Origin of the sequence: Nitrospirillum pindoramense (assembly GCF_007827955.1) — a bacterium.
Classification (GTDB): domain Bacteria; phylum Pseudomonadota; class Alphaproteobacteria; order Azospirillales; family Azospirillaceae; genus Nitrospirillum; species Nitrospirillum amazonense_B.
In genome coordinates, this window is sequence record NZ_VITR01000004.1 from 176,622 (window position 1) to 198,974 (window position 22,353).

Below are 22,353 nucleotides of genomic sequence, written 5' to 3' on the forward strand. Positions count from 1 at the left end.
CCCCACGCCACAGTTGTGGAAAGTTCAGGGACGCGATCGCACAGGACGGATCGTCTGGCCATTATGGAAGCCCCGACCACCATACACTGTCTCATGCCGCCGTGGCGGCGGGTCCTGCTCTTCCAGTCATTCCGCCAATTCCTGAGCTATGTCGCCTGCGTGTCCGCCTCCACCCTGGCCGGCATGCTGATCCTCAACGGTCTGACGCAGCTTCGCGGCCATGATCCTCTGCCCGTGGATATCATCGCCTGGACAGTTATAGGCTCGCTCATCGGCTCCTTGCGACTGGCGTACCGGGTCATGCCCTGCCAATGGCGGCTAGCCGCCGCACGTCCCGGCATCATTTTCAACAGGGCTCCCGACATCCTGGCAGGCATCCGGTATCAGGCCACCGAACACACCGCTGGCCGCACCCTCTATCGTCTGTCGGTACCCTGGTATATGAGATGGCCGGATTCTGGGGAAAATGCGGTGGAACTGCGCGTCGAGGGCCCCGATGTCGTCATCACCGGGGCCCGTGTCGCCGTAGCCCGTCTGCGGAACGCCTTGGGTTATGATGACCTGGTGTTATCGCCCCCCTGAACGCCAGGAGCGTTTGGGGGCGTCCAAGGTCATCACGGGCGCGACGCTATCGGCTTGGCACCTACGGCCCAGCGTTCCGGGAAATCATCGGCCCGCAGTTTGGGTAGGAAGGCCCGGGTGTCATAGTCGACCAGCCGATGGACATGGAAGGAATCCCGGCTGAGGAGGTCGGCCACTTCTTCCTGATCCCGGCAGTGGAGCAGGACGACGCCCCCGCTGCCGTCTTCCAGTGGTCCCGCGGCGATGAGGTGGCCGGCATGGCCCAAGGCGACCAGCCAGTCGCGGTGGGTGTCGAGGTGCGGGTTGATGTCCTCGACGGGGCGGCGATAGGTCAGGGTGACCGCGTAAATCATGATGTTTCCTCGCGATGGAACGGGAAGGTCAGGCGGCGGCGACGATATTGGCGATGCCGGCACGCGCCGCGCTCATGGCCCGGGTGCGGGCCTCCGGTCCCCGGCTCATCCCCTCGGCTCGCAGGATTTCAACGTCGTGGATGCCCATGAAGCCGAAAACCGCCTTCAGGTAACTTTCCTGGAAGTCCAGGGCGGCAAGAGGGGTGTTCTCATAGAACCCGCCCCGGGTGGAAACGACGATGACACGCCGCCCGCCGCCCAGGCCGATGGGCCCCGTGGCTGTGTATTTGAAGGTGCGCGCGGGTTGAACGACGCGGTCGATCCAGGCCTTCAACTGTGTCGGGATCGAGAAATTATACATCGGCGCGCCAATGACGATGATGTCGCTGGTCAGCAGTTCCTGCACAAGGTCGGCGGAACGCTTGTGTTCCGCCAGCGTGGCGGTATCGAAGGTGGCAAGGCCGATCTCGCGGAAGCCAGCGGCGATGGGGGCATCCAGATGCGGGATCGCGTGCCGGACAAGATCGCGGCGAACCACGTCGGCGCCGGGATGCCGGTCCCGCAGCGCCGTGACCAGGGCCGCCGACAGGTCGCGGGATCCCGACGTGTCGTTCATGAAGCTGGAATCGATGTGCAGGATGCGCATGGTGCTCTCCAGTGGATTGGGCATGCGCTGAAAATAGCGTCCTCCTCACCGTTCCATTAGCCGCTTATGTCAGGATATATTGTCCTATAGATAGGACAGTTTCCGGGTATGGGAGGCGGTTGTGGAGGACCTGAACGATCTGGCCTTTTTCGCCGCCGTGGCGTCACACGGCAGCTTTTCCGCCGCGGCACTGGCCCTGGGCGTTCCGAAGTCGAAGGTCAGCCGGCGGGTGGCTGAGCTGGAGGCGCGGCTGGGGGTGAGGTTGCTGCAGCGATCGACACGCGCGGTGCAAATGACGGCCGTGGGGCTAGCCTTTCATACGCATTGCCTTGCGATGACCCAGGCGGCACGGGCGGCGCTGGAACTGGCGGAGCAGGCCAATGAACAGCCCTCCGGGCGCCTGCGGATAAGCAGCCCCATCGGGGTGGCGCATTTGTTCCTGGCGCCGGTGCTGGCCAAGTTCATGCGGATGCATCCCGCGGTCCAGGTGGAACTGGACCTGACCAACCGCCGGGTCGATGTCATCGGCGAAGGCGTCGACATCGCCCTGCGCATCCGGTCCAGCCTTGAGGATTCCCATCTCGTGATGCGTCGCCTGGGCTCCAGCCCCCAGCTGCTGGTGGCAAGTCCGTCCTTCATTCAACGGAACGGCCCCTTCGACGCCCCGGCGGCCCTGAGCGGCGTCACCGGTCTAGGCCCCGCCGGCGTGAGGGGGGAGCGCAACTTCTGGCACCTCAAGGCGCCCAACGGGATGGGGGTGGAGGTGGAATATGTGCCTGCCCTTATCACCGACGACGTCCAGATATTGGAACAAGCCACGACGGCGGGTTTGGGCGTGGCCCAGCTGCCTGCCCATCTTTGCGGGCCCGCGCTGGCCGACGGGCGCTTGGCGGTGCTCCTGCCGGACCACCGAATGGCGCCTCATGAGCTTCATGCCGTCTTTCCGTCCCGCCGGGGCATGGTGCCGGCGGTGCGGGCCTTCCTCGATTTCCTGGCTGAGGAGATGCCGGCGATGATGGAGGGGGCCGTCTTTGATGATGGGGCGCGTGCGCCAAACTAACCCGCCTGTGCGGCCCTTTCCACCAGCCGCACCACGTCGTCGGCATGCGAAATCAGCGACATATGGCTGGAGGTGACAGTCACCACCGACGCCTTCATGCGCTGGGCCATCCACGACTGCAGTTCAGGCGCCAGGGCGCGATCATCCTGGGACAGCAGATACCAGGACGGTTTATCACGCCAAGCCGCCCCTGATAATTTTTCCGCGAAGCAGCGCCCTGCCACGGGCTGCTGCGTGGCGGCCAGCAACTGCGCCCTTTCAGGATGCACGTCAGCCGCCAGCGCGTCATGATAGGCGCCGGGATCGAACCAAAGCAGACCGTCCGCGTCCGGCTTCGCCCCCTGCATCCCTGGGGAGGGAGGGCCATGGCGTTGCAGGTCCATCACCGCCTCGCCCTGATCGGGCGCCAGCGCTGAAACATAAACCAAGGCGGCGACATTCGGGTCGGTGCCCGCCTCGGTAATGACCGCGCCCCCCCAGCTGTGTCCAACCAGGACGACCGGGCCATCCTGCCGCTTCAACACACGGCGGGTGGCGGCGACGTCGTCGGCCAGGGAGGTGAGGGGGTTTTGGACCGCCGTGACCGTATAGCCCAGGGCTTGAAGGCGGACGATGACCTCCGCCCAACTCGATCCATCGGCGAAGGCGCCATGAACCAGGACGACGTTTTTAATCTTTGCCATGGATGCGATCCCTGAATGGGCGGGGCTTCGCCCCGCGGCGGTAAGACCCGCGGCCGCCGCGGTGGCGGCAAGGATCGTGCGGCGACTGAAGCCCATCCGCATCATTGGGCGCGGATGTCGGCGATCAGGGCTTCGACAAGGCCGAACAGGGCGTCCGCCTTCAGACGTCGCCGGGTGGAGCCTTCGCCGACAAGCAGGGCGGGAACCCCCTCAAGGTTGAAGGCGTGCATGTCGGCGCGACTGGCGGCGATACGCTGGTGATAGGCCGACACCAGCGCCTCATCGGGCGCCGTCAGGCGTCGTGCCGCCTCATGCAGCCCGAGGTCCGCCAGAATGTTGGCCAAGATCGGCAGGTCGGTATTGTCCCGGCCATCGACATAGCGCGCCTGTTGCATCGCCTTGAGCGCGTCAAATTCCTGGTCCGGCCGCGTGAGATGCACGGCGGTCAAGGCCAAGGTCGCCGGGGCGGAGTCCAGCAGGGCACGACGGTCACCCAATACCTTGGTCCGATAGCGGTCGCTGAACGGCAACCCGGTCAGGCGGGCGATGCGCTGGTCGTTGGCCCAGGCATAGGTGGCGAACCCGTCGTCCAGCGGGCGGGCACCCTCGCCCGCGAACAGGCCGGTGGGGGCCAGCACCAGCGCGATATCGGGCCGCGCGCGTATCTGGTCCAACGCCGCCGAGGCGCCGTAGCACCAGCCGCACAAGGGATCGAACAAATAGGTAAGGGGGATTCGAGGGGGCAATCTAAGTCTCCTTCCGTCCAGGATAGGAGGATTGATTGAAACGGAAAGTCGAGATAATGATACAGAGTGTATGTCACTAGCTTACAATATGGGTTCAGTTCATGCCGGAAGCGGTCAACCTCAACCGCCTGGCCTACTTCGCGGCGGTGGTCGACACTGGGTCCTTCACCCGGGCGGCGGAGCGGCTGGGTGTGACGAAAACGGTGGTCAGCCAGCAGGTCGCCCGACTAGAGGCCGAGGTCGGGACCAGCCTGCTGATCCGCACGACGCGGCGGGTGGAGCCGACAGAGGCGGGCCGCACCCTGCATGCCCGCTGCGTCATGATCCTGCGGGAGGCCGACATCGCGTTCAGCGAACTGGCGCAGTCGAACAGCATCCCCAGCGGCACGCTCCGCGTCACGGCGCCCAACGATTACGGGTGCAACGTCGTTGCCCCGCTGGTGGGCCGCTTCACCGCCCGTTATCCAACCTGCGCCGTAGACTTGATCATCGCCGATGCGAAACTGGACCTTGTCCAGGAACAGATCGACCTGTCGATCCGGGTGGGGTGGCTGGATGGTTCCAGCCTGCAGGCCCGGCGCATCGGGGCGTTCCGCCAAGTCCTGGTGGCCGCGCCGGCCTTGGCCGACAAGGTCACCGCGACGGATCCGGACGCGCTGCCCTCCTGGCCATTCATCGCCAACACCGCGCTTCGCGATCCGTTGCTGTGGCATTTTTCACGCAACGACCTGGAGCGGCGTGCCGTCCCCATGAGGGCCGCGGTGAGCATGAACGTCACGCCCGCCGTTCTGGCAGCGACCCGGGCCGGCGGGGGCATGTCCATATTGCCCGACTACCTAGTCGCCGATGATCTCAAGGCTGGCAGCCTGGTGCGGCTTCTGCCGGAGTGGGACTTGCCCGCCGGCGGCATTTACGCCGTCTATCCCCCGGCACGCTACAGGCCGGCCAAGGTGACCGCCTTTGTCGCCATGCTGATTGACGCCGTGAAGGCCACCTGACACCTATGCCGAGGGCAGGGCGCCGCCCCCGATGACGGGGGCGGCGTGACCGGATGCCAGCCGGTCAGAACTCGGCGCGATTAAAACTTGGCGCGGACGCCGGCGGTATAGCGCCGGCCGTAGTAGTAGATTTCCCGCGCCTGGGTGGGGGTGTTGCCATAGTTGTACAGGGCGGCACCCAACAGGTTGGTACCCTCCAGGGTCAGCGTGATGTTGTCCGTCACGGCATAGCTGAGGCTGGCGTCCAGCGTGCCGTAGGCGTCGACATTGGTGTCGGAGCTGACCTCGTTGCCGAACCCGCTCATGTACGCGCTGCGCCAGGAATAGCTGAGGCGGGCGCCGAAGGGGCCGTAGTCGTAGAAGCCCACGAGGTTGTAGCTGTTGTTGGACAGGCCGGGCAGCTGGTCCCGGACGGTGCGGGTCCCGGTGACGAACAGGGTTGTCACGTCGGCGTGGGTGAAGTTCGCCTGCAGCCCCAGGCCATCAAAGGGGGCGGGCAGGAAGGTCATGACCTGCTGATAGGCCAGTTCGAAGCCCCGGACCTCCGCGTTGCCACCATTGGCCAGGGTGGTGATGCGGATGTCACCCCGGCCGGGGATGTTGATCTCGGTGTTCTTGGCGGTGATGTAGCTGTCCAGCTGCTTGTAGAACACGCCGCCGGTCAGCGACGCGTCCTTGCGGAAGTACCATTCCAGCGTGGCGTCGTACTGGGTCGCCATGTACGGGGACAGGTTGGGGTTGCCGCCGCTGCCGGTCGGCGCGTCGTTGGAGATGCTGAGGCGGGGCGCGATGTCGCCCAGGTTCGGCCGGGTCAGCACCCGCGCCACGCTGAAGCGCGAGACCAGATCGTCGGTCAGGTCGGCCTTAAGGTTCATGCTGGGCAGCAGGTCGGTGTAGTTCTTCTCATAGCGCACTGGCGTCGCGGTGACGCCGTTGGTGGCGTAGCCGCTGGAAACCTGCTTGGTGTCCACCACGCGCAGGCCGGCGTTGCCGGTCAGCGGAATGCCCGCCAGGAACGTCTTCATGTTCAGCCGGCCATAGCCCGCCAGGGTCTCTTCCGTGACCTTGAAGCCGTTGGCCAGGTCGGCGGCCGTCAGCGGCGCGTTCAGTAGCGAATTGTCGAAGTAGTTGGCGAAGAAGGCGCGGCCGTTGGGCACCAGCCAGGTGCGCGGGAAGTTGCCGCTGAAGCCGCTCATGAAGTCGGAATAGGGGAAGGATTCGAACAAGGAGGAGGGGAAGGCCCCGCCGGCGACACCCTTGACCCCCGCCTCGCTCACCAGGTCGCGGCGAAAATAGTCACGCTCCCGCTCCCGGTATTCCCCACCCAGCACGAGGCTGGACAGGGGGCCCACGTTCAGGTCGCGGGTGACGTCCAGGCGGCCACCCCAATCGTAATCCTTGCTGTCCTCATCCCGGTATTCCAGGCGGCGGCCGACAAAGCTGGACGGGCTGTTGAGGTTGACCGGGGTGACCAGGTCATAGGCGGCCTCGTACCCCCGGGTGAAATCCATGGTCAGCGGCAGGTAGACCTGCAAACGGCTGCGGTGGATGGGGTCATCGGTGACGCTGTGCGCGGAGGAGTAGGAGAAATCGCCGTCCACCGTCCAGGGACCGTCGGTCCATTTCTGGTTCAGGCCGGCGACGAACAGGTCGTGCCGCTGGCCGGACGTCTCGCGGGACGCCATGGTGAAGACGTTATTGAAGGTACCGCGCACCATGGTGCCGTCAGCGACGGTGAAGGTGCCCGCCGCCGGCTTCACCGCGCTGTCGCCCGGATAGAAGTCGATGCCATATTCGTCGTAATTGTCCTTGAGACGGGAGAACAGCACGTCGACATTGGTTTCCCAATGGTCATTGGGCTGCCACTGCAAGGCGCCATCGACCGTGTAGCGGCGGCGATCCTCCTGCTCGATGGTCGGGCGGATGCGGGTGGGGGTCCAGGTGTCGCCGCCGAAGTAGGGGTCCCAGGCCTTGGTGATCTGCCAGCCCGTGCTGTACTCGCGATCCTGCCGCACCGACCGCTCCATATAGGAGGCGGCCAGCAGCACGCCCAGGTCCCGGTTGGCGTTCACCCACGAGGCGATGCCGGACACGGACGGGTCGATGCGGTCGCGCAGGTCGGAATAGCTGCCCTGGGCGTTGACGCTGGCGGTGGTGCCCAGGTCGAAGGGGTGGAAGGTCAGGACGTTGATGTTGCCGCCGATGGCGCCCTCGTTCATGTCGGCGGTGGGCGACTTCTGCACGTCGATGCGGGACACCAGTTCGGACGGCAGGACGTCATAGCGGAACTGGCGGCCGTTCACGCCGCCGTTCTCCACGTTTTCGTTCACCGCGATGCTGCGGCCATTCAGCTGCGTGGTCTGGAAGTTGGAGGCGAAGCCCCGGACGGCGATGTCCAAGCCCTCGCTGCGGCTGCGGGTCATGGTGATGCCGGTGACCAGCTGCAGCGCCTCCGCCACGTTCTGGTTGGGGAACTTGCCGATGTCCTCGGCCGACACCGAGTCCACCACCTGGTCCGCCTCGCGCTTGACCTCGCTGGCCGTCTGCAGGCTATGGCCATAGCCGGTGACGACCACCTCCTGAATCTGATCCACCGCTGCCGGCGTCTCATCCGCGCGGGCGATGAAGGGAACAAGGCAGAAAATCAGCGGCACGGCGGTGCGGCGCAGCAGAACGCTCCGGGACATCGTCAAATTCATCCTGTCAGGAGGGGTAGGCGATGCGCGGGACGTATAAGCGGCGGGCGATAAATTATTTTTTAAAAATGATTAAATAATTGCGACCGTTGCAGAATTATAGTGCGTCCAGTGGAACGGGCGACACCATGCAACCGTCCGCGCGACGCTTGCGCAAGCGGGGCCGCAGCTCCGGCCAGTAGCATTGGAATGTCGCACTTCGGGATTGACCCACCCCGCCTACAAACCATAGACCGATAATCTATCTTATGGAAAATTATCGGACAGTGCTCTCGGCCGGTACCGGGCTCAGCGCCTTGGCTTGCCGCATTACGACCAAAGTTTTGAAATTCCTCACATTCTCATCATCCAACAGGATGCGCCGCGTCAGTTCATCGTATCCTTCCATATCGCGGGCGACGATGCGCAAGGCGAAGTCATGGTCGCCCGTGACGTACCAGGCCTCCACCACCTCCGGTACGGTGGCGATCTTGCGCATGAACTGATCGATGGCGTGGCCGCCGCCGGCATCGCTGGCGCGGCCGCTATCCCGCTCCAAGGTCACCAGCACCACCATGGTCAGGGGCCAGCCCAAGGTGCGCGGGCGGACGATGGCGATCTCGCGCTCAATGGCGCCAACCTCGCGCAGGCGGCGAATACGGCGATAGCAGGCGGGCCCCGACAGCCCAACCCGTTCCGCCAGAACCGGCATGGGCACGCGGCTGTCGGCCTGCAACTGCTCCAACAGTTTATGGTCGATGGCGTCCAGGTCGTGGTCTGGCATGGGCATCCGCTTGCTGGGGCGCCGAAGAAGGCATTGAGCGATAAATATTATCGCCATACGCCAATAAATGACACGTTTGGGCGCTGCCGACCGCTAAACTATGGCGCAAAATTGTCCTCGCGTCGCCCCTCGTCCGTCGGTTTCCCCCATGTCCCACGATGCCGTCCTGCCCCCGCCCACGGGATTGAGCCGCCTGTCCTCCTTCCTGCCCATGGCCGCCTTGTTCGCCGCCATGGTGTCGGTCACCACCGGCGCCTCCATCGCCAAGACGTTGTTCCCGGTGACCGGCGCGCAGGGCACCACGGCGCTGCGCTTGACCACGGCCGCCATCATGCTGACGCTGCTGCTGCGGCCCTGGCGGCTGCGCCTGACGCGGGCCGACTGGGGGCCGCTGCTGGCCTATGGCGGCGCCATGGCCTTTATGAATTCCCTGTTCTACCAGTCCTTGCAAACCATCCCGGTCGGGGTGGCCATCGCGCTGGAGTTCACGGGACCGCTGGGCCTGGCGATGCTCTCATCCCGCCGCAGAGCCGACTTCCTGTGGATCGGGCTTGCCATCCTGGGCCTGATGCTACTGTTGCCGATGGAGCGGGCGACAGCCGAACTGGACCCGGGCGGTATTGCCTACGCGCTGGGCGCGGGCCTGTTCTGGGCGCTCTATATCGTGACCGGCAAGAAGGTCGGGACCGCCCATGGCACCCAGGTGACGGCCATCGGCACCCTGGTCGCGGCTTCGCTGGTGTTGCCGGTTGGCCTGGTCAAGACCGGCGCCGCCACCCTGTTCCAGCCCGCCATCCTGGGCAGCGCCGTCATGGTCGGGGCGCTGTCCAGCGCCCTGCCCTACACGCTGGAGATGTTCGCCATGCGGCGCCTGCCGGCGCCCACCTTCGGTACGCTGACCAGCGCTGAACCGGCGGTGGGCGCGCTGATGGCCATGCTGCTGCTGGGGGAGGCGCTGTCGCCCGCCCATTGGGCGGCCATCGCCATCATCATGGCGGCCTCCATCGGCGCGACGCTCACCGCCCGCCGCTCCGCGCCCCCCTTGCTACCGGAATGAGGTTCGCGGCCGCGCGTCACGTGCCGGGTTTACGGCAATAGTCGCCCAGCGTATAGGCCGCGCGGATCTCATAGGCGCGGCTGGGCTTCAGGATAAACTCGCTGGCGCCATACCGCACGGCGCCATCCGGCGCGCCGGCCTGGGGATGCCAGTCATAGGTATAGCCCAGGCGGGTCCAGGGGGCGCCGCCCTCCACATAGTTCACGCGCATGTTGCGGGCGAACCAGTCCCAGTAGCCTTGCTTTTCCAGGCAGGTGGCGTCCCCCGCCGCACACTCGGGCCGGGCCACGGTGGATGAGGAATCGAGGGTGCAGTGGGCGGCCGTGACGTCCATGTCGGGACAGGGACGCGCCAAGTCCTCCGGCGCCACCCACATCTCCACCACCTCCGAATAGTCCCGGGTGGGATCCAGGCCCAGATACTGCTTCACCCGGTCCGCCTTGGCGGTGGCATCACCGGCGACGCCCGCGCAAAAGTCGTGCAACTGCGGCACGGCCGTGACCCACATGGTCCCCCAGCTCGCAGGCGACGTACCGCCCGTCTTGCCGGCGTAATATTTCTCATAGGCCGCCGTCGCCATGGTCGACGCCACCAGCACCTGGCGGCCATGGGGGCCGTCACGCCACGTCAGCCGGGTATTGTCGGGGACCAGGCGCACCAGATCGGGTCCGATCAGGTCGGGCCGGGCAACCGCCGCCGCGTTCAGGGAGCGGGCGAACAACTGCGTCGGTGTGGTGTTGGCCCCGGACTGCGAAACAGCAGGGCCCTGCCCGGTCGCGGCGCAGCCCGCCAGCATCATCAAGGCCGTCGCCCAAACCACCCCGTTCCCGCGCATCTCGTCCCCCATACCCGCGTTATCCGTCAAAGGTATGGCGGAAAGAGGCCGAGTTTGCAACCTGCGCGCAACATTAAATCAGTTTATGCGCGCTATAATGGGAGGGCTCAGAAAGTACGCTGCCGCACCTCCAGGATGCCGCGGATCTTGGCCGCCAGCTCGTCCATGGCGAACGGCTTCATCACCATGTCCATGCCCTCATCCAGGAAATCGCCGCGTACGGCGGCATTGGCGGCATAGCCGGTAACGAACAACACCGGCAGATCCGGCCGCCGCCGCCGCGCGATCTCCGCCAGCTGCCGTCCGTTCAGGCCGGGCAGGCCCACATCGGTGATCAGCAGGTCGATCTGGCTGGACGATTCGATGACGCTCAAGGCGCCGCGTCCATCGGCGGCGTGAAGCGCCGTGTAGCCCAGCTCCTGCAACACATCCAGGACCAGCAGGCGGACGGACTCGTCGTCCTCCACCACCAGCACGATCTCCCCCGCCCCTTCCGGCGTCTCCCCCATGCCGGCCATGCCGGCCTCATGGGCGTCGTCCCCGCCATCACAGGGCAGGTACAGGGTGATGGCCGTGCCGCGCCACATCTCACTGTCGATGCGCACGTGGCCGCCCGTCTGCTTGACGAAGCCGTAGATCATGGAGAGCCCCAGGCCGGTTCCCTGGCCGATGGGCTTGGTGGTGAAGAAGGGATCGAAGGCCTTGGCGACCACATCCGGGGGCATGCCCATGCCGGTGTCGCTGACCCGGATCATGATGTAGTCCCCTGCCGTCAGCCCGTCATGGCGGGCGGCGTAGGCCCGGTCCAGCGTGGCCCTCCCCGTCTCTATGGTCAGGATGCCGCCGTCCGGCATGGCATCGCGGGCGTTGATGGCCAGGTTCAGGATGGCGCTTTCCAACTGGTTCGCGTCACTGCGCGCCGCCACCAGGTTTTCCGCCATGCCGACGCGCAGCTCAATCTGTTCGCCCAAGGTGCGGCGCAGCAGATCCTCCATGGATCGCACCAGGCCATTGACGTCGATGGGCTTCGGGTCCAGCGATTGCTGGCGGGAGAACGCCAGCAGGCGATGGGTCAAGGCCGCCGCCCGCTGGGCGGAGGCCATGGACGCGTCCATGAACCGGTCCAGGTCGCTCAGCCGCCCTTGGGAAATGCGGCGGCGCACGATATCCAGGCCGCCGATGACCCCCATCAGCATGTTGTTGAAGTCGTGGGCCAAGCCGCCTGTCAGTTGGCCCACGGCCTCCATCTTCTGGGCCTGGCGCAGCTGTTCCTCGGTCTGGCGCAAGGTGTCGGCGCGCTGCTTGTCCTCGGTGATGTCGCGACCATAGGCGTAAACCAGGTCGCCCTCCTTCGAGGTGTTCCAGGAAACCCACCGTAAGCTGCCGTCCTTGTGCAGCAGGCGGTTCTCGAAATTGGTCAGGTTCTGGTCATGGATGGCGCCGCTCAGCGCGTCCTCCGTGACGGCAAGATCCTCGGGATGAACGAAGCCCTGCACCTGCCGGCCCTTCACCTCATCCACGTCGTATCCCAGGATGGCCGTCCAGGAGGGGCTGGCCGACCGGCAGACGCCATCGGCGCCGATGATCACCAGCAGGTCGCGGGAGTTGTTCCAGACGCGGTCGCGTTCCCGCGTCCGCTCCTCCACCCGCGCCTCCAGCGTCTCCGCGAACTGGCGCAGCTTCTCCTCCGCATCCTTGGACGCGGTGATGTCGTAAATGACGCCGATGAATCGGCTACCTGGGCCTTGGCGGCCATCGCGATCCCGCTGGCCATCGCGCCGGTGCTCACCCCGCTGGGCCAGCCAACGGACCTCCCCGGTATCGGGGCGCCGGACGCGGAATTCACGATACGGCGGCGCCGTCTCCCCGCTGTCCATGCTGGTGATCAGCGGGGCATCGTCGGGATGGACCACGGCGTTGACGGTGCGCACCGGCAACGCCGTGGTGGGGTGCAGGCCCAGCAAAAGACAGAACTGTTCCGATACCGAAACGGTGCCGAAGCCGCTGATGTACTCGAACGTTCCCACACCGCCGGCGGTTTGCGCGACGCGCAACTGCTCTTCGACCCGCTTCTGCTCGGTGACATCAGCCAGCACGCCGCGGAACCGGCAAGCCGTCCCATCGGCCAGACGGTCGGCGCTGCCGCGGGCGGAAACCCAGTGGACCGCGCCATCGCGGCCCACCACGCGATAATCCTTGGCGAAAACGTCGGCGCCATGCATCACCCCGGCCACGGCGATGCGGATGCGCATGCGGTCATCGGTGTGGATGGAATCGAAAAAGGCGTCGGTGGGCAGCCCGTTGCCGGCCTCCACCGGATCCAAACCGTACAACTCGGCGAAACGGGCATCCGCATACAATCGCCCGCTGGCCACGTCCCATTCCCAGGCCCCGGCTGTGCCCCCGACCACCTGGGCCAGGCGCGCCCGTTCCTTGGCGTCGGCCAGGGCCTGCCGGCTGGCCGTAAGTTCCGCCTCCACCTCCAGCCGGGCCAGTTCCAGGGTCTGGTCGGAATGGGTCCAAAGGACGTAAGGCGCGATACCCTGCGCGTCCAGCACTGGAGTCAGACGTACGCGATCCCAGAACACGCTGCCGTCCCGGCGCACCACCCTCAGGTCCGCGGTCAAGGCCCGGCAGGCGGCCAAGGCCTGTTCGATGCCCGACAGGACGGCGGGATCGGCATCGGCGGCGGCAAGGAAACCGAAGGGGCGGCCGGCCAGATCACCGGCCGCATGGCCGGTCAGACGCTCGAACGCCGGGTTGGCGAAAACCAGGGGCTCGCCCGGACGGCGATGGTCGGTGATGGTCAGGGCCATGCCGGATTGCACCAGCGTGTCCAGCAGCGGGCCGCATAAGGCGCGCAGTTCCGTTGGCACGCTGCCCTCACGCTCCATCATGACCAATGCCTCCGCTCGGCCACTCATGCATGCCCCCCTGCCTTAAAGCCGTGGGCGAAAACCTCAGCCGGCATTGCCATCCGTTCCCACCACCCGCGTGATGAATTCACTAATCAATTCTTTCAGGGACTGCAGCGATGGCAGGTCCATCAGCATGGCAATGTAGCCGCGAATGTCACGGCCGCTGATGGCGAAATTTATGTACAGGAACAGGACAACGCCATTGTCGTCCGGCCTGTCGGACAGTTCGAACAGAATCTGACCATCGCCGCGCAAGACCTGGGGCAGCGACATGGCCAGGGGCCGTTGCAGCATGTTGGCCATGGTGGCCAGGCAGCCGTTGAGAACGACGTTACCCGTTTCGGCCAGCGCCTCCTCCTCGATGTCCAACATCTCGGTCCCCGACAGCTCGTCATGGGTGACGGCGCGGACCAGTTCCAGGCTGTTGGTCTCGGGGAAAATCAGCAGCGCGCGGCCGCTGAACGCCCCCGCGAAGTCCTGACGCACGGCGATCAACGGGTCGCTTTCCCGCTCCCGGATCAGGGTGGCCGCCACCCGGCGCCCCACCACTTCCACCGACGGCACCGATAGGATGACCGGACTGCCCACCATCTTGCGCAAGGCGACTGCCGCGCGGCTGACCCCGATATTGACCAGTTCGGTCAGCGCGTCATTTTCCAACTCATCCAGGGCTTGGGGATTATGGGTCATCCATGCACCGCGCGCAGCTTCAGCGCTGCGCCGGCAACGAAATCGCGAATGCCGTCCTCGGTGATGGGTTTGCTGACGAAGGTGGCGTTGGCCGCGCGGGCACGGGCCACCACTTCATCCTGAACATTGGCGGTGGCCAACGCGATCGGCATGTCTGGATAACGGTGCCGCAGCTGTTCAGCCAATTCCAGACCGTTACGGCCCGGCATGTTGAAGTCCAGGACGGCCAGATCCACCCGCCTGTCCTGTAGGGTGGCCAAGGCCTCGTCGGCATTGCCCGCCTCTACCTTGGTCCATGTGGGTTGCAGCGCCGCCAAAGCCTTACCGACAACGATGCGCGCTAGTTTGCTGTCATCGACGATTAAGACCGTAGTACCCATGTCAACCATCCTGCCAAACTCATCCAATCCGCCATTTTATGCCCCCCGGCAGATATCGGTCTTTTCGTTGGACGCCGGTGGTTCAGTATGTATATCGCGGCCTCAATAATCTTGTCTGCGAAAGACTATGGCGGTGCAGCCAAACAGGGTATGACCCAGTCGCGGAGAAATACATCCTCGGCCATACCCCGTACAGTTGGCCGCAAAGCGAGAAAAACTTGCACCACGGCACCATGCAGATGGCGGCTGGCGCTGACGTCGATTTGGGACTCGGGCGCCTCCTGCAGCCGGGAGAGCAAAATTTCCGCGTCCTCCGCGCCGCAGTTCCCCGCCAAGCGTATGAGGGGGCCGTCCACGATGATCGTCATGGCCGTCCCCCACCCAGCCTGTCCCCGTCACGGTGCAAGGCGGCGATCAGGCCCGGCAGGTCCAACACCATCAGCAGCCCGCCGTCCCCCAGGAGGGTGGTGCCCAACAACCCCGGCATGGCGGCCAACAACCCGGCCATGGGACGCAGCACCACGTCATGCCGCCCCAGGAAGGTACCAACCTCCACCGCCAGCAACGCACCATCCACCCGCACGATGACCGCCCGCACGGCCTCCCCTTCCCTGACATCGTCGGCCGGCTGGTCGAGCAGATCGGACAGCGCCAGGAGGGGAACCGCCGTGTCGCGCAGAACGAAGGCGCGCCCCGCACGGATGGGCAGGACGCGGTCGCGGGTGACGCGCACGGTCTCGATCACGCCGTCCAAGGGCAGGCCGTAGCGATCATCGCCTACGGAAACGACCAGCACCTTGGTCAGCACCAAATTCATGGGCAGGGTCAGCCGCACCGTCGTTCCCGCGCCTACTGTGCTCCGCAGTCCCACGCCGCCGCCTAGGCGGCCCACAGCGGCGCGGACGGCGTCCATTCCCACCCCGCGCCCCGACAGGACGGTCACCGCCTCCGCTGTGGAAAAGCCTGGGCGGAACACCAGGTCCAGCACCTGGTCATCGGGCAGTTCGGCCAGCGTGGCCGCTGGCACCACGCCCCGGGCCGCCGCGGTCCGCCGGATACGGTCCGGATCCATGCCACGCCCGTCGTCCGTGACCTCGATGACCATGCGGTCGCCTTCCCGCCCCACGGTCAGGCCAATGCGGGCCCGTTCGGGCTTACCCGCCGCGACCCGCTCCGCCGCCGGCTCGACGCCGTGGTCGACGGCATTGCGCAGCAGATGGGTCAGCGGTTCGAACAACCCCTCCACGATCCCCTTGTCGGCCTGCACCTCCTGGCCATCCACAACCAGGTCGGCCTCCTTGCCGATGGCGGCGGCCATCTCACGCACCATGCGGGGGAAACGGCGCAAAAGGGGCAGGACGGGCACGAGGCGGATGTCCGTGACAGTGCGATGCAGCCGGCCGATCAGCCGGTCAAGCATCGCCTGGCGATCGCCCATGATCCGGGCCGCCACGTCCGGGGCCAGGCCATCCGCCATACGGGCCGCCAGGTCCGCCAAGGCGTTCTTGGCGACCACCAACTCGTCCACCAACGCCACCAGGGTGTCGACGCGGCTGGCGTCCACGCGCAGCCCGCGTGGGCCTTCCAATCCTGTCGGGGACGGGCCGATGGACGGTCCTGGGGAGGGGGGCGACCAACTCAGCACCTGGATCTGGTCGGGCATGAAGCGGAAGGGGACCTTGACCGCCTCCACAGGGGCGGCGGACAGCAGCTCAACCACCAAATCGCAGGCATAGGGATCGTAGGCGTCCGACGCCGGTGGGGCATCGGGCCGGCGGAAAACCCGAAAGGCCAGCAGATCGGGCACCGCGCGGGCCAGGGCGATGGGATCCTCTCCGCGGAAATAACACCCCGCATCCGGCGTGTAGCGCAACGCCGTCACGACAGAATGGCGCGCCGCATCCGACGCCTGTTCCCGAAAGAGGCTCTCGACCCAATGAGTGTCCGAGAGGGCGGCCTCGACCCGGCCGTTGTCGGCCCCGGCAACTGGCGTCCCCGGGACCAGGAAGCCGCGTAAGCGCTGCGACAGGGCACGCGCCACGTCGCCCGCGTCGTCGGGAAGCGCCCCCCCTGTCACCCTCAGGGCGTCCAGCCAGCGTTCCGTCTGGCCGGTGGCGGCAATCAGGACATCCGTGGCCGCCCGGGATAAGGTCAGGCGGCCGTCCCGCCGCGCGCCCAGCAGGTCCTCGGCGACATGCAGCACCTCGGCCATCGCCGGCAGGTCGAACAGGCCCACCGACCCCTTCAGGGTATGGATGGCGCGGAAGGCCTGGTCGACCAGGGCGGCATCTTCTGGCCGCGCCTCCAGCGCCAGCAGGGCCTCACCCGCCTGCTGCACCTGTTCCGGCCCCTCGATGAGGAATTGCTCCAGCAGTTCATCCATGGGCGGCGGTTCCCTGCGCGCGGTTCGGTTGCACGCCTTCCCGGGGCCGCTGATAGACCACCGCGTCCTCGAAGCGGCAGACGGCGAAGCGGTCGCTCAACCGCGCCAGGGATTCCGAATGCCCCAAGCAGAGGTAACCGCCCGGCAGCAGCCGGTCATAAAGGTTGTCCACCGCCAGGCGGCGGGACAGATCGTCGAAATAAATCAGCAGGTTGCGGCAAAAAATGACGTCGAAGCGGCCTTGCGCCGTCAATGTCGCCCCATCCACCAGGTTGGCGCTGGTGAAGGTCACGGATTCCCGCAGATCCTGGATGATCTGAAAACGCTCCGCCCCGCTCCCCTCGACCGGCAGGAAATAATCCTGGCGCAGCTCCACCGGCAGACGCGCCAGCGATTTGGCGGCATAGCGGCCCGCCCTCGCCTCCGCCAGGGCGCGGGTGTCGATGTCCGACGCCACGATCTCCACATGATAGGCGTCGACCATGGCCCAGTTCTCCAGCAACCAGATGGCGATGGAATAGGGCTCCTCCCCCGTGGCGCAGGGCATGGACCAGAGACGCAGCCGGTCACCCGGCCCCCGCCGGGATACGATGTCCGGCAGCATGTCGCGGCTGAGGCACTTCAACTGATGGTCTTCGCGGTAGAAATAGGTCTCGTTGACGGTGAAGCTGTTGATCAGGTGTTCCAATTCCACCGGATCGGCGCGCAGCCGGGTGAAATAATCCTCGAAGGTCGCGGCCCCCATCTCGGCCATGCGCTGCGCCACCCGCCGATCGATGTAGTACCGCTTGCTTTCCCCGAACTGCATACCGGTGCGCAGGTACAGGAACTCGCAGAAGCGGGCGAGATCCGGCGCGCTCAGCGGCGGCGTTTCTCCATCGTCGGCGCGGCGGACGGTCATGGTCCCACCAGGTCGCGCAGATGGAACGCGATCTTGTCCAGCGGCGCCACGACATCGGCGCCGCCCGCCTTGACCAGTTCCCCCGGCATGCCCCAGACCACGGCCGTCTCCTCGGCCTCGGCGATGGTGCGTCCCCGCCGCGCGCGCAGCCGGGTCATCGCCGCCGCGCCGTCATAGCCCATGCCGGTCATGAGCACGCCAACCAGCCGGCGCGCGTCGACATGATCCAGGGCGCTGTCGACCAGCCGGTCGACGCTGGGATGCCAGCGGTATTCCTCCTTGGATGGGGTGGGCATCACCACCAGGCCCGAGGAGCGCCGGCTCAGGATCACGTCGGCGTCGCCCTTGCCGATGTAGACATGGCCAGGAGCCAGAGGGACAGGCCGCGTCACCTCCCGCACCGTGAGCGGGCATAGCCGGTCCAGTCGGCGGGCCAGCGCGCCGGTGAAGGTGGCCGGCATGTGCTGCGCCACCACCACCGGCCACGGGAAATCGGCCGGCAGCCCGTCCAGCAAAGCATCCAGGGCGGGCGGCCCACCGGTGGAACAGCCGACCAGGACCAAGCCCGGCGGATCCCCCGGCTTGCCGGCTGGACGCGGGTCGTCCAGCGGATCGGCCTCCTCCAGCACGGGAGGGCGCCTGGCAGCCTCGACAGCCGGGGTATCCCACCCCTGCGCTTGGCGGCGCAGGCGTTCCACCAGGCGGTGGGACCGGCGCAACCGCGCGCGCGCCGCCCCCCGCACCTTGTCCAGCAGTTCCGGCCCCAACCGGTCCATCTTCAGCGAAATCGCGCCATCGGGCTTCTGGATGAAGTCCACCGCCCCCAGCGTCATGGCCTCCAGTGTCACCTCCGCGCCGGCTTCGGTGAGGGATGAAACCATCACCACCGGCCGGGGCCGCTCCACCATGATCTGGTCCAGGCAGGAGAGGCCGTCCATCTGCGGCATGTGAACGTCCAGAGTGATGACCTCCGGGTCGAAGTCGCGCAGCCGCGCCAAAGCCTCCAGGCCGTCGCGGGCGGTGGCGACCTCGAAGTCGCCCGCGGCGGCGAACAGGTCGCCCAACAGCCGGCGCATCAGGGCGCTGTCATCGACGATCAGGACGCGGGTCACGGCGGCGCCGATCCGGGGTCGCCAACGCCCCCCTGCGGCGCCCTGCCCAGTGCCGCCAACAGGTCACGCTCCGTCCGGCTGAGCAAGGCCCGCGGCTCGATCAGCAGGATCATGCGGTCAGCGCCGTCGGGGGTGCGCAGGGTGGCGACGCGGGTGAAGAGTGTCTCCCCCCCGTCCGCCGCGCGGGCCAGATCCGGCGTTTCACGCGTCTGATCGGCGGACAGGGTCAGTATCTCCGACACGCCATCGACGGCGAAGCCCGCCAGCGTGCCGTCGATGCGCGTGACCATCACCCGGCGCCGCGACCCGGCAGCCCCGGCCACACCGAAGCGGCGGCGCTGGTCGATGATGGGCAGGACCTGACCGCGAAGGGTCATGGCCCCCTCAATGAAAGGGGGCGCCTTGGGAACGCGGGTCAGGGTGTCGGGCAGGCGCACAACTTCCGCCACCGCGTCGACGGGCAAGCCATATTCCTCGCCCCCTACGTGGAAGACGACGACGCGGTCAGCCGCCGCATCGGGGTTGACTGCGTCCATGACGGAACTCCCTTCCTCGCCATCCTCGGCGGCCCCCTGTGCCAGAAGATGGGCCACCGTCTCATGCCGGAACAGCCGTGCGGCGGACAGGATGGAAACCAGGCCGCGACCGTCGGGCAGGCGGCAGAGGGACTGGATCTGCGCCTCGCCCCGGCCACGGTTCAAGACGGCCGGCACGGCGGCGACGCTGTCGGCGGGGACCCGCAAGATGGTGGTCAGGCGGTCCACCAGCAAGCCCAAGTGGCCCCCAGGACCATGGGCCACGACCACACGGGCGCCACGGCCTTCATCCGCACCACCTTCCAGGCCAAGAAGGACGCGGGCGCTGACGATGGGCAGAAGGCGCCCGCGATGCGAAACGGTCCCGACCATCGCCGCGTCACTGCCGGGCAGGTAGGCCAGATGGTCCGGCACGGTGATGGCCTCCGCCACCTCCGCCAGCGGCAGGGCGTAGCTCTGCCCCGCCAGGGCGAAGGCCAAGAAGGCCCGTTCATCGACGGCGGCGCGGTCCTGGTGCCCAACGGATCGCGCGCCGCTATTGCCCCGGCGCGTCCGCGCGGCCAAACCGGCAAAGGCCCGCCGCAGCAGCTCTTTCAGGTCGATCAGGCGCGCAGCGCCGTCCCCGTCGGTATACAGGGCGCCATCAGGGCCGGGGCCGGCGGTATCCAGGTCGGCCAGCGTGCCAACCTCATCGACCGCCAAGGCCACAGGTTCACCAGCGTCGAACAGCAGGATACGGCCGCCCTCGGGGGCCGCCCCCTCATCCCCCTCCAGCAGGCGGGCCAGGGAAATCACCGGCACAACGGCTCCGCGCACGGTCGCTATCCCCATCAGGCAGGCGGGGGCATGCGGCACGCGGGTGATGGGCGGCGGGCGCAGCACCTCCGTCACCGCACCGGCGGGGGCCGCCAGCCGGGTGGCGCCCACGCGAAAGGTGAGAACCCGCGGCGGTCCCCCTGCCTGAGTGGCCCTCCCCCGGGAGGATGGTGTGCTCATCCCCCGACCTTCTGGAGTTCGCCCTTCTGGAGTTCATCTGCCAGCGACGCGATCTCCTCAATGGCGGCGGCCAGATCCTCGGCCCCGCGCGACTGCTGCCGCGCGGCGGTGGCGGCCTGCATCGCAGCCCCGCCGGCCAGTTCCGCCGCGGCTGCGATCTGTTGCACTCCACTCAGCACCTGGCCCACCGTCGCGCCGATGGCGTCGGCGCCCTGGGCGATCTCGGTGCCCAGCGCGTGAAGCTCCTGGGCGGAACCGGCGATTCCCCCCAGCCGCACATCGATATCCTTGTTCTTATGCACCTCCGCCTCCGCCACGGCGGCGATGTGCTCCAGATCGCGCCGCACTGTGGCGACCTGAAGCTGAAACTGGCGGATCAGATCCTTGGCGCGGTCGGCGTTCTCCCCGGAGTCGCGAGCCAGGGCGCGGATGTCGGTGGAGACGACGGCGAAGCCCGCCCCCTGGTCGCCCACGCGCGCTGCCTCGACCGAGCCGCTGACGGCCAGCATCGTGGTCTGCACGGCCACGATGGCGATGCCGTCGACGATCTTTTCCATACGCCGGCCGGACTCTTCCAGCGTGTCCACCAGATCCACCACGGCGCGGGTCTCCGCCAGCGCGGCCCCGACCCCGGCGGTGAGTTTGCCAACACCCACCCGCCCTTCGGCCAGCAAGACCTGCGACCGCGCCATGCGCTCCACCACCTGGGTGGCGTTGGCGCTGGTGGCCTGGGCCGCCTGGTGAATCTGCCCCATGGCACTGCTGGATTGCTGGGTGGACGCCGCCTGGATCTGGGCGCCGCGGCTGATCTGGTTGATGGTGATCAGGATTTCACCGGCGGCGCCGGATAACTGTTGCACCGCCGCCGACAACTGTTCCGCCGCGGCCCCAACCTCCTCCGCCAGGCTGGCGCGCTGGCGGGCGTCGCCCAGGCCGTCCGAAAGGGCGGCCAGGGCCTCCGCCGCCTCCCGGCTCTGGTCCAGCGCCTGGCTTTGCTGCGCCACAGAGCGTTGGGCCTCGGCCGCCGCGGCCGACTGCTCCTCCGCCGCGCTGGAGACGCTTTCGGCCCCCTTCTGCGCCTCACGCGCGGCGGTATCCGCCTCCACCGCCGCCAGCAGGATGGCTTGGGCGCCCGAGACCAGCGCCGCCAGTCCGGCGCGGATATCCTCCAGCAAGATGGAAACAGCCCGGCCTTCCGCCGCTTCGGCCGTGGCCGTCGCGGCGGCGGCGCGGATGCGGGCGGCGATGGCGCGCACCTCCTCGGTGATGCCGTCGGCCAGGGACTGCACGTCGCGGGACCGTTTCTCCGATGTTTCAGACAGGGCCCGCACCTCGTCCGCCACAACAGCGAATCCCCGGCCCAGGTCCCCCGCCCGCGCCGCCTCGATGGCGGCGTTCAGGGCCAGCAAACCGGTCTGGTCGGCGATGTCGGCCACCGTGCGGGTGATCTCGCCAATATGGGCGGCGTGCAACTCCAGGCCCACGACGATATCAACCGACTTGAGCTGGCGAGCGGCGTTTGCGGTGACCGCACTCACCGACGCCTCGATCAGGGCGGCCGCCTCCGTCAGCTGGGTCTGCAAGGCCACGGTGCGCACCTGCGCCCGCTCCGCCCGCTCCCGCGCCTGCTGGAAAGAGGTCGCCATGCCGGCCACGGCGGCCAAGGATTCATGGCTGGCGGAGGCCGCCTCCTCCGCCGCGCTGGCGATCTGTTCCAGCGACCGGCCCAGTTCCTCCGCCGCGGCGGCCGCTTCCGCCACGCCGCTGGCCAGTTCCGCCGTGGCGGCGGCGATGCGTTCCGACGCCGTCTGGCGGGTTGTCGGCGGCGCGGCGCGGCGCGGGCGCTTGGCCGGCGCGTTGGGCTGGGCCGTGGCCGCCTTGGAAGGCCCCGCCGGTGCCGCGGCCGCTTCTGCGGCCAATGCGCGGGAGCGCCCCTTGGCGCCGGCCAGCCGGGAGGTTTTTACCAATGCCATGTGTGCCCCCAAATCGGCCCCTGACCAGCGGCCCCCTGTGCCGCC

Annotated in this window: 20 protein-coding genes; 4 read left to right on the top strand and 16 right to left on the bottom strand. The window is 67.2% G+C overall.

Going from position 1 to position 22,353, the window contains the following annotated elements; translation table 11 throughout:
- The first annotated feature begins 63 nt into the window (after positions 1–63).
- Positions 64–582, top strand: coding sequence for a hypothetical protein (locus FBZ90_RS08030; RefSeq protein ID WP_145730808.1), 519 nt, complete (start codon positions 64–66; stop codon positions 580–582).
- Positions 583–614: 32 nt separating this feature from the next.
- Here FBZ90_RS08030 and FBZ90_RS08035 read toward each other — a convergent pair whose 3' ends face one another.
- Positions 615–935 carry a YciI family protein gene (locus FBZ90_RS08035; RefSeq protein WP_145730810.1) on the bottom strand — a complete coding sequence of 107 codons (321 nt, stop codon included), beginning with the start codon at positions 933–935 and terminating at the stop codon, positions 615–617.
- Positions 936–963: 28 nt separating this feature from the next.
- Positions 964–1,605 (bottom strand): FMN-dependent NADH-azoreductase, encoded by a 642-nt coding sequence (locus tag FBZ90_RS08040; RefSeq protein WP_246130218.1) that lies wholly within the window; start codon positions 1,603–1,605, stop codon positions 964–966.
- 97 nt (positions 1,606–1,702) lie between these two features.
- On the opposite strand from FBZ90_RS08040, the gene FBZ90_RS08045 reads away from it, so the two are divergent.
- On the top strand, positions 1,703–2,641 hold the full coding sequence (locus FBZ90_RS08045) for a LysR family transcriptional regulator (RefSeq protein ID WP_145730812.1): 939 nt from the start codon (positions 1,703–1,705) through the stop codon (positions 2,639–2,641).
- Here FBZ90_RS08045 and FBZ90_RS08050 read toward each other — a convergent pair.
- Together FBZ90_RS08050 and FBZ90_RS08055 are read right to left on the bottom strand one after the other, a co-directional pair.
- Positions 2,638–3,324, bottom strand: a complete 687-nt coding sequence (locus tag FBZ90_RS08050; protein ID WP_211101945.1) for an alpha/beta fold hydrolase — start codon at positions 3,322–3,324, stop codon at positions 2,638–2,640. The genes FBZ90_RS08045 and FBZ90_RS08050 overlap by 4 nt on opposite strands.
- Positions 3,325–3,425: 101 nt before the next feature.
- Positions 3,426–4,070 carry a DsbA family protein gene (locus tag FBZ90_RS08055; protein WP_246130219.1) on the bottom strand — a complete coding sequence of 215 codons (645 nt, stop codon included), beginning with the start codon at positions 4,068–4,070 and terminating at the stop codon, positions 3,426–3,428.
- 101 nt (positions 4,071–4,171) lie between these two features.
- Here FBZ90_RS08055 and FBZ90_RS08060 point away from each other — a divergent pair, with 101 nt between their 5' ends.
- Entirely contained in the window at positions 4,172–5,068 is an 897-nt protein-coding gene (locus FBZ90_RS08060) for a LysR family transcriptional regulator (protein ID WP_145730816.1), read from the top strand.
- Positions 5,069–5,148: 80 nt separating this feature from the next.
- Here the strand turns inward: FBZ90_RS08060 and FBZ90_RS08065 are convergent, their stop codons facing one another.
- Both FBZ90_RS08065 and FBZ90_RS08070 read right to left on the bottom strand, forming a co-directional pair.
- Entirely contained in the window at positions 5,149–7,755 is a 2,607-nt protein-coding gene (locus FBZ90_RS08065) for a TonB-dependent receptor (RefSeq protein ID WP_186455662.1), read from the bottom strand.
- Between the two features lie 265 nt (positions 7,756–8,020).
- Positions 8,021–8,527 (bottom strand): Lrp/AsnC family transcriptional regulator, encoded by a 507-nt coding sequence (locus tag FBZ90_RS08070; protein WP_145730820.1) that lies wholly within the window; start codon positions 8,525–8,527, stop codon positions 8,021–8,023.
- A gap of 148 nt (positions 8,528–8,675) precedes the next feature.
- Between FBZ90_RS08070 and FBZ90_RS08075 the strand changes: the two genes are divergently transcribed.
- Positions 8,676–9,584, top strand: a complete 909-nt coding sequence (locus tag FBZ90_RS08075) for an EamA family transporter (protein ID WP_211101946.1) — start codon at positions 8,676–8,678, stop codon at positions 9,582–9,584.
- Between the two features lie 16 nt (positions 9,585–9,600).
- Here FBZ90_RS08075 and FBZ90_RS08080 read toward each other — a convergent pair whose 3' ends face one another.
- The 10 genes from FBZ90_RS08080 to FBZ90_RS08125 all read right to left on the bottom strand — a co-directional run bounded on the left by FBZ90_RS08080 (position 9,601) and on the right by FBZ90_RS08125 (position 22,308).
- Positions 9,601–10,419, bottom strand: a complete 819-nt coding sequence (locus tag FBZ90_RS08080) for a hypothetical protein (RefSeq protein ID WP_145730821.1) — start codon at positions 10,417–10,419, stop codon at positions 9,601–9,603.
- 107 nt (positions 10,420–10,526) lie between these two features.
- Positions 10,527–13,343, bottom strand: a complete 2,817-nt coding sequence (locus tag FBZ90_RS08085; RefSeq protein ID WP_145730822.1) for a hybrid sensor histidine kinase/response regulator — start codon at positions 13,341–13,343, stop codon at positions 10,527–10,529.
- Between the two features lie 36 nt (positions 13,344–13,379).
- Positions 13,380–14,027 carry a chemotaxis protein CheX gene (locus FBZ90_RS08090; RefSeq protein ID WP_145730824.1) on the bottom strand — a complete coding sequence of 216 codons (648 nt, stop codon included), beginning with the start codon at positions 14,025–14,027 and terminating at the stop codon, positions 13,380–13,382.
- On the bottom strand, positions 14,024–14,407 hold the full coding sequence (locus FBZ90_RS08095; protein WP_145730827.1) for a response regulator transcription factor: 384 nt from the start codon (positions 14,405–14,407) through the stop codon (positions 14,024–14,026). The genes FBZ90_RS08090 and FBZ90_RS08095 overlap by 4 nt, the downstream gene beginning before the upstream one ends.
- 125 nt (positions 14,408–14,532) lie before the next feature.
- The gene (locus FBZ90_RS08100; RefSeq protein ID WP_145730829.1) at positions 14,533–14,775 is read right to left on the bottom strand and encodes a hypothetical protein; all 243 of its coding nucleotides are present in this window, start codon (positions 14,773–14,775) and stop codon (positions 14,533–14,535) included.
- Positions 14,772–16,790, bottom strand: a complete 2,019-nt coding sequence (locus tag FBZ90_RS08105) for a chemotaxis protein CheA (protein ID WP_145730831.1) — start codon at positions 16,788–16,790, stop codon at positions 14,772–14,774. Before FBZ90_RS08105 ends, FBZ90_RS08100 begins: the two co-directional genes overlap by 4 nt.
- Entirely contained in the window at positions 16,783–17,691 is a 909-nt protein-coding gene (locus FBZ90_RS08110) for a CheR family methyltransferase (protein ID WP_145730833.1), read from the bottom strand. The genes FBZ90_RS08105 and FBZ90_RS08110 overlap by 8 nt, the downstream gene beginning before the upstream one ends.
- Positions 17,688–18,803 (bottom strand): chemotaxis-specific protein-glutamate methyltransferase CheB, encoded by a 1,116-nt coding sequence (cheB, locus tag FBZ90_RS08115; RefSeq protein WP_145730835.1) that lies wholly within the window; start codon positions 18,801–18,803, stop codon positions 17,688–17,690. The genes FBZ90_RS08110 and cheB overlap by 4 nt, the downstream gene beginning before the upstream one ends.
- Positions 18,800–20,335, bottom strand: a complete 1,536-nt coding sequence (locus FBZ90_RS08120) for a chemotaxis protein CheW (protein WP_145730837.1) — start codon at positions 20,333–20,335, stop codon at positions 18,800–18,802. The genes cheB and FBZ90_RS08120 overlap by 4 nt, the downstream gene beginning before the upstream one ends.
- On the bottom strand, positions 20,332–22,308 hold the full coding sequence (locus FBZ90_RS08125) for a methyl-accepting chemotaxis protein (RefSeq protein ID WP_145730840.1): 1,977 nt from the start codon (positions 22,306–22,308) through the stop codon (positions 20,332–20,334). Before FBZ90_RS08125 ends, FBZ90_RS08120 begins: the two co-directional genes overlap by 4 nt.
- Between the last annotated feature and the right edge of the window lie 45 nt (positions 22,309–22,353).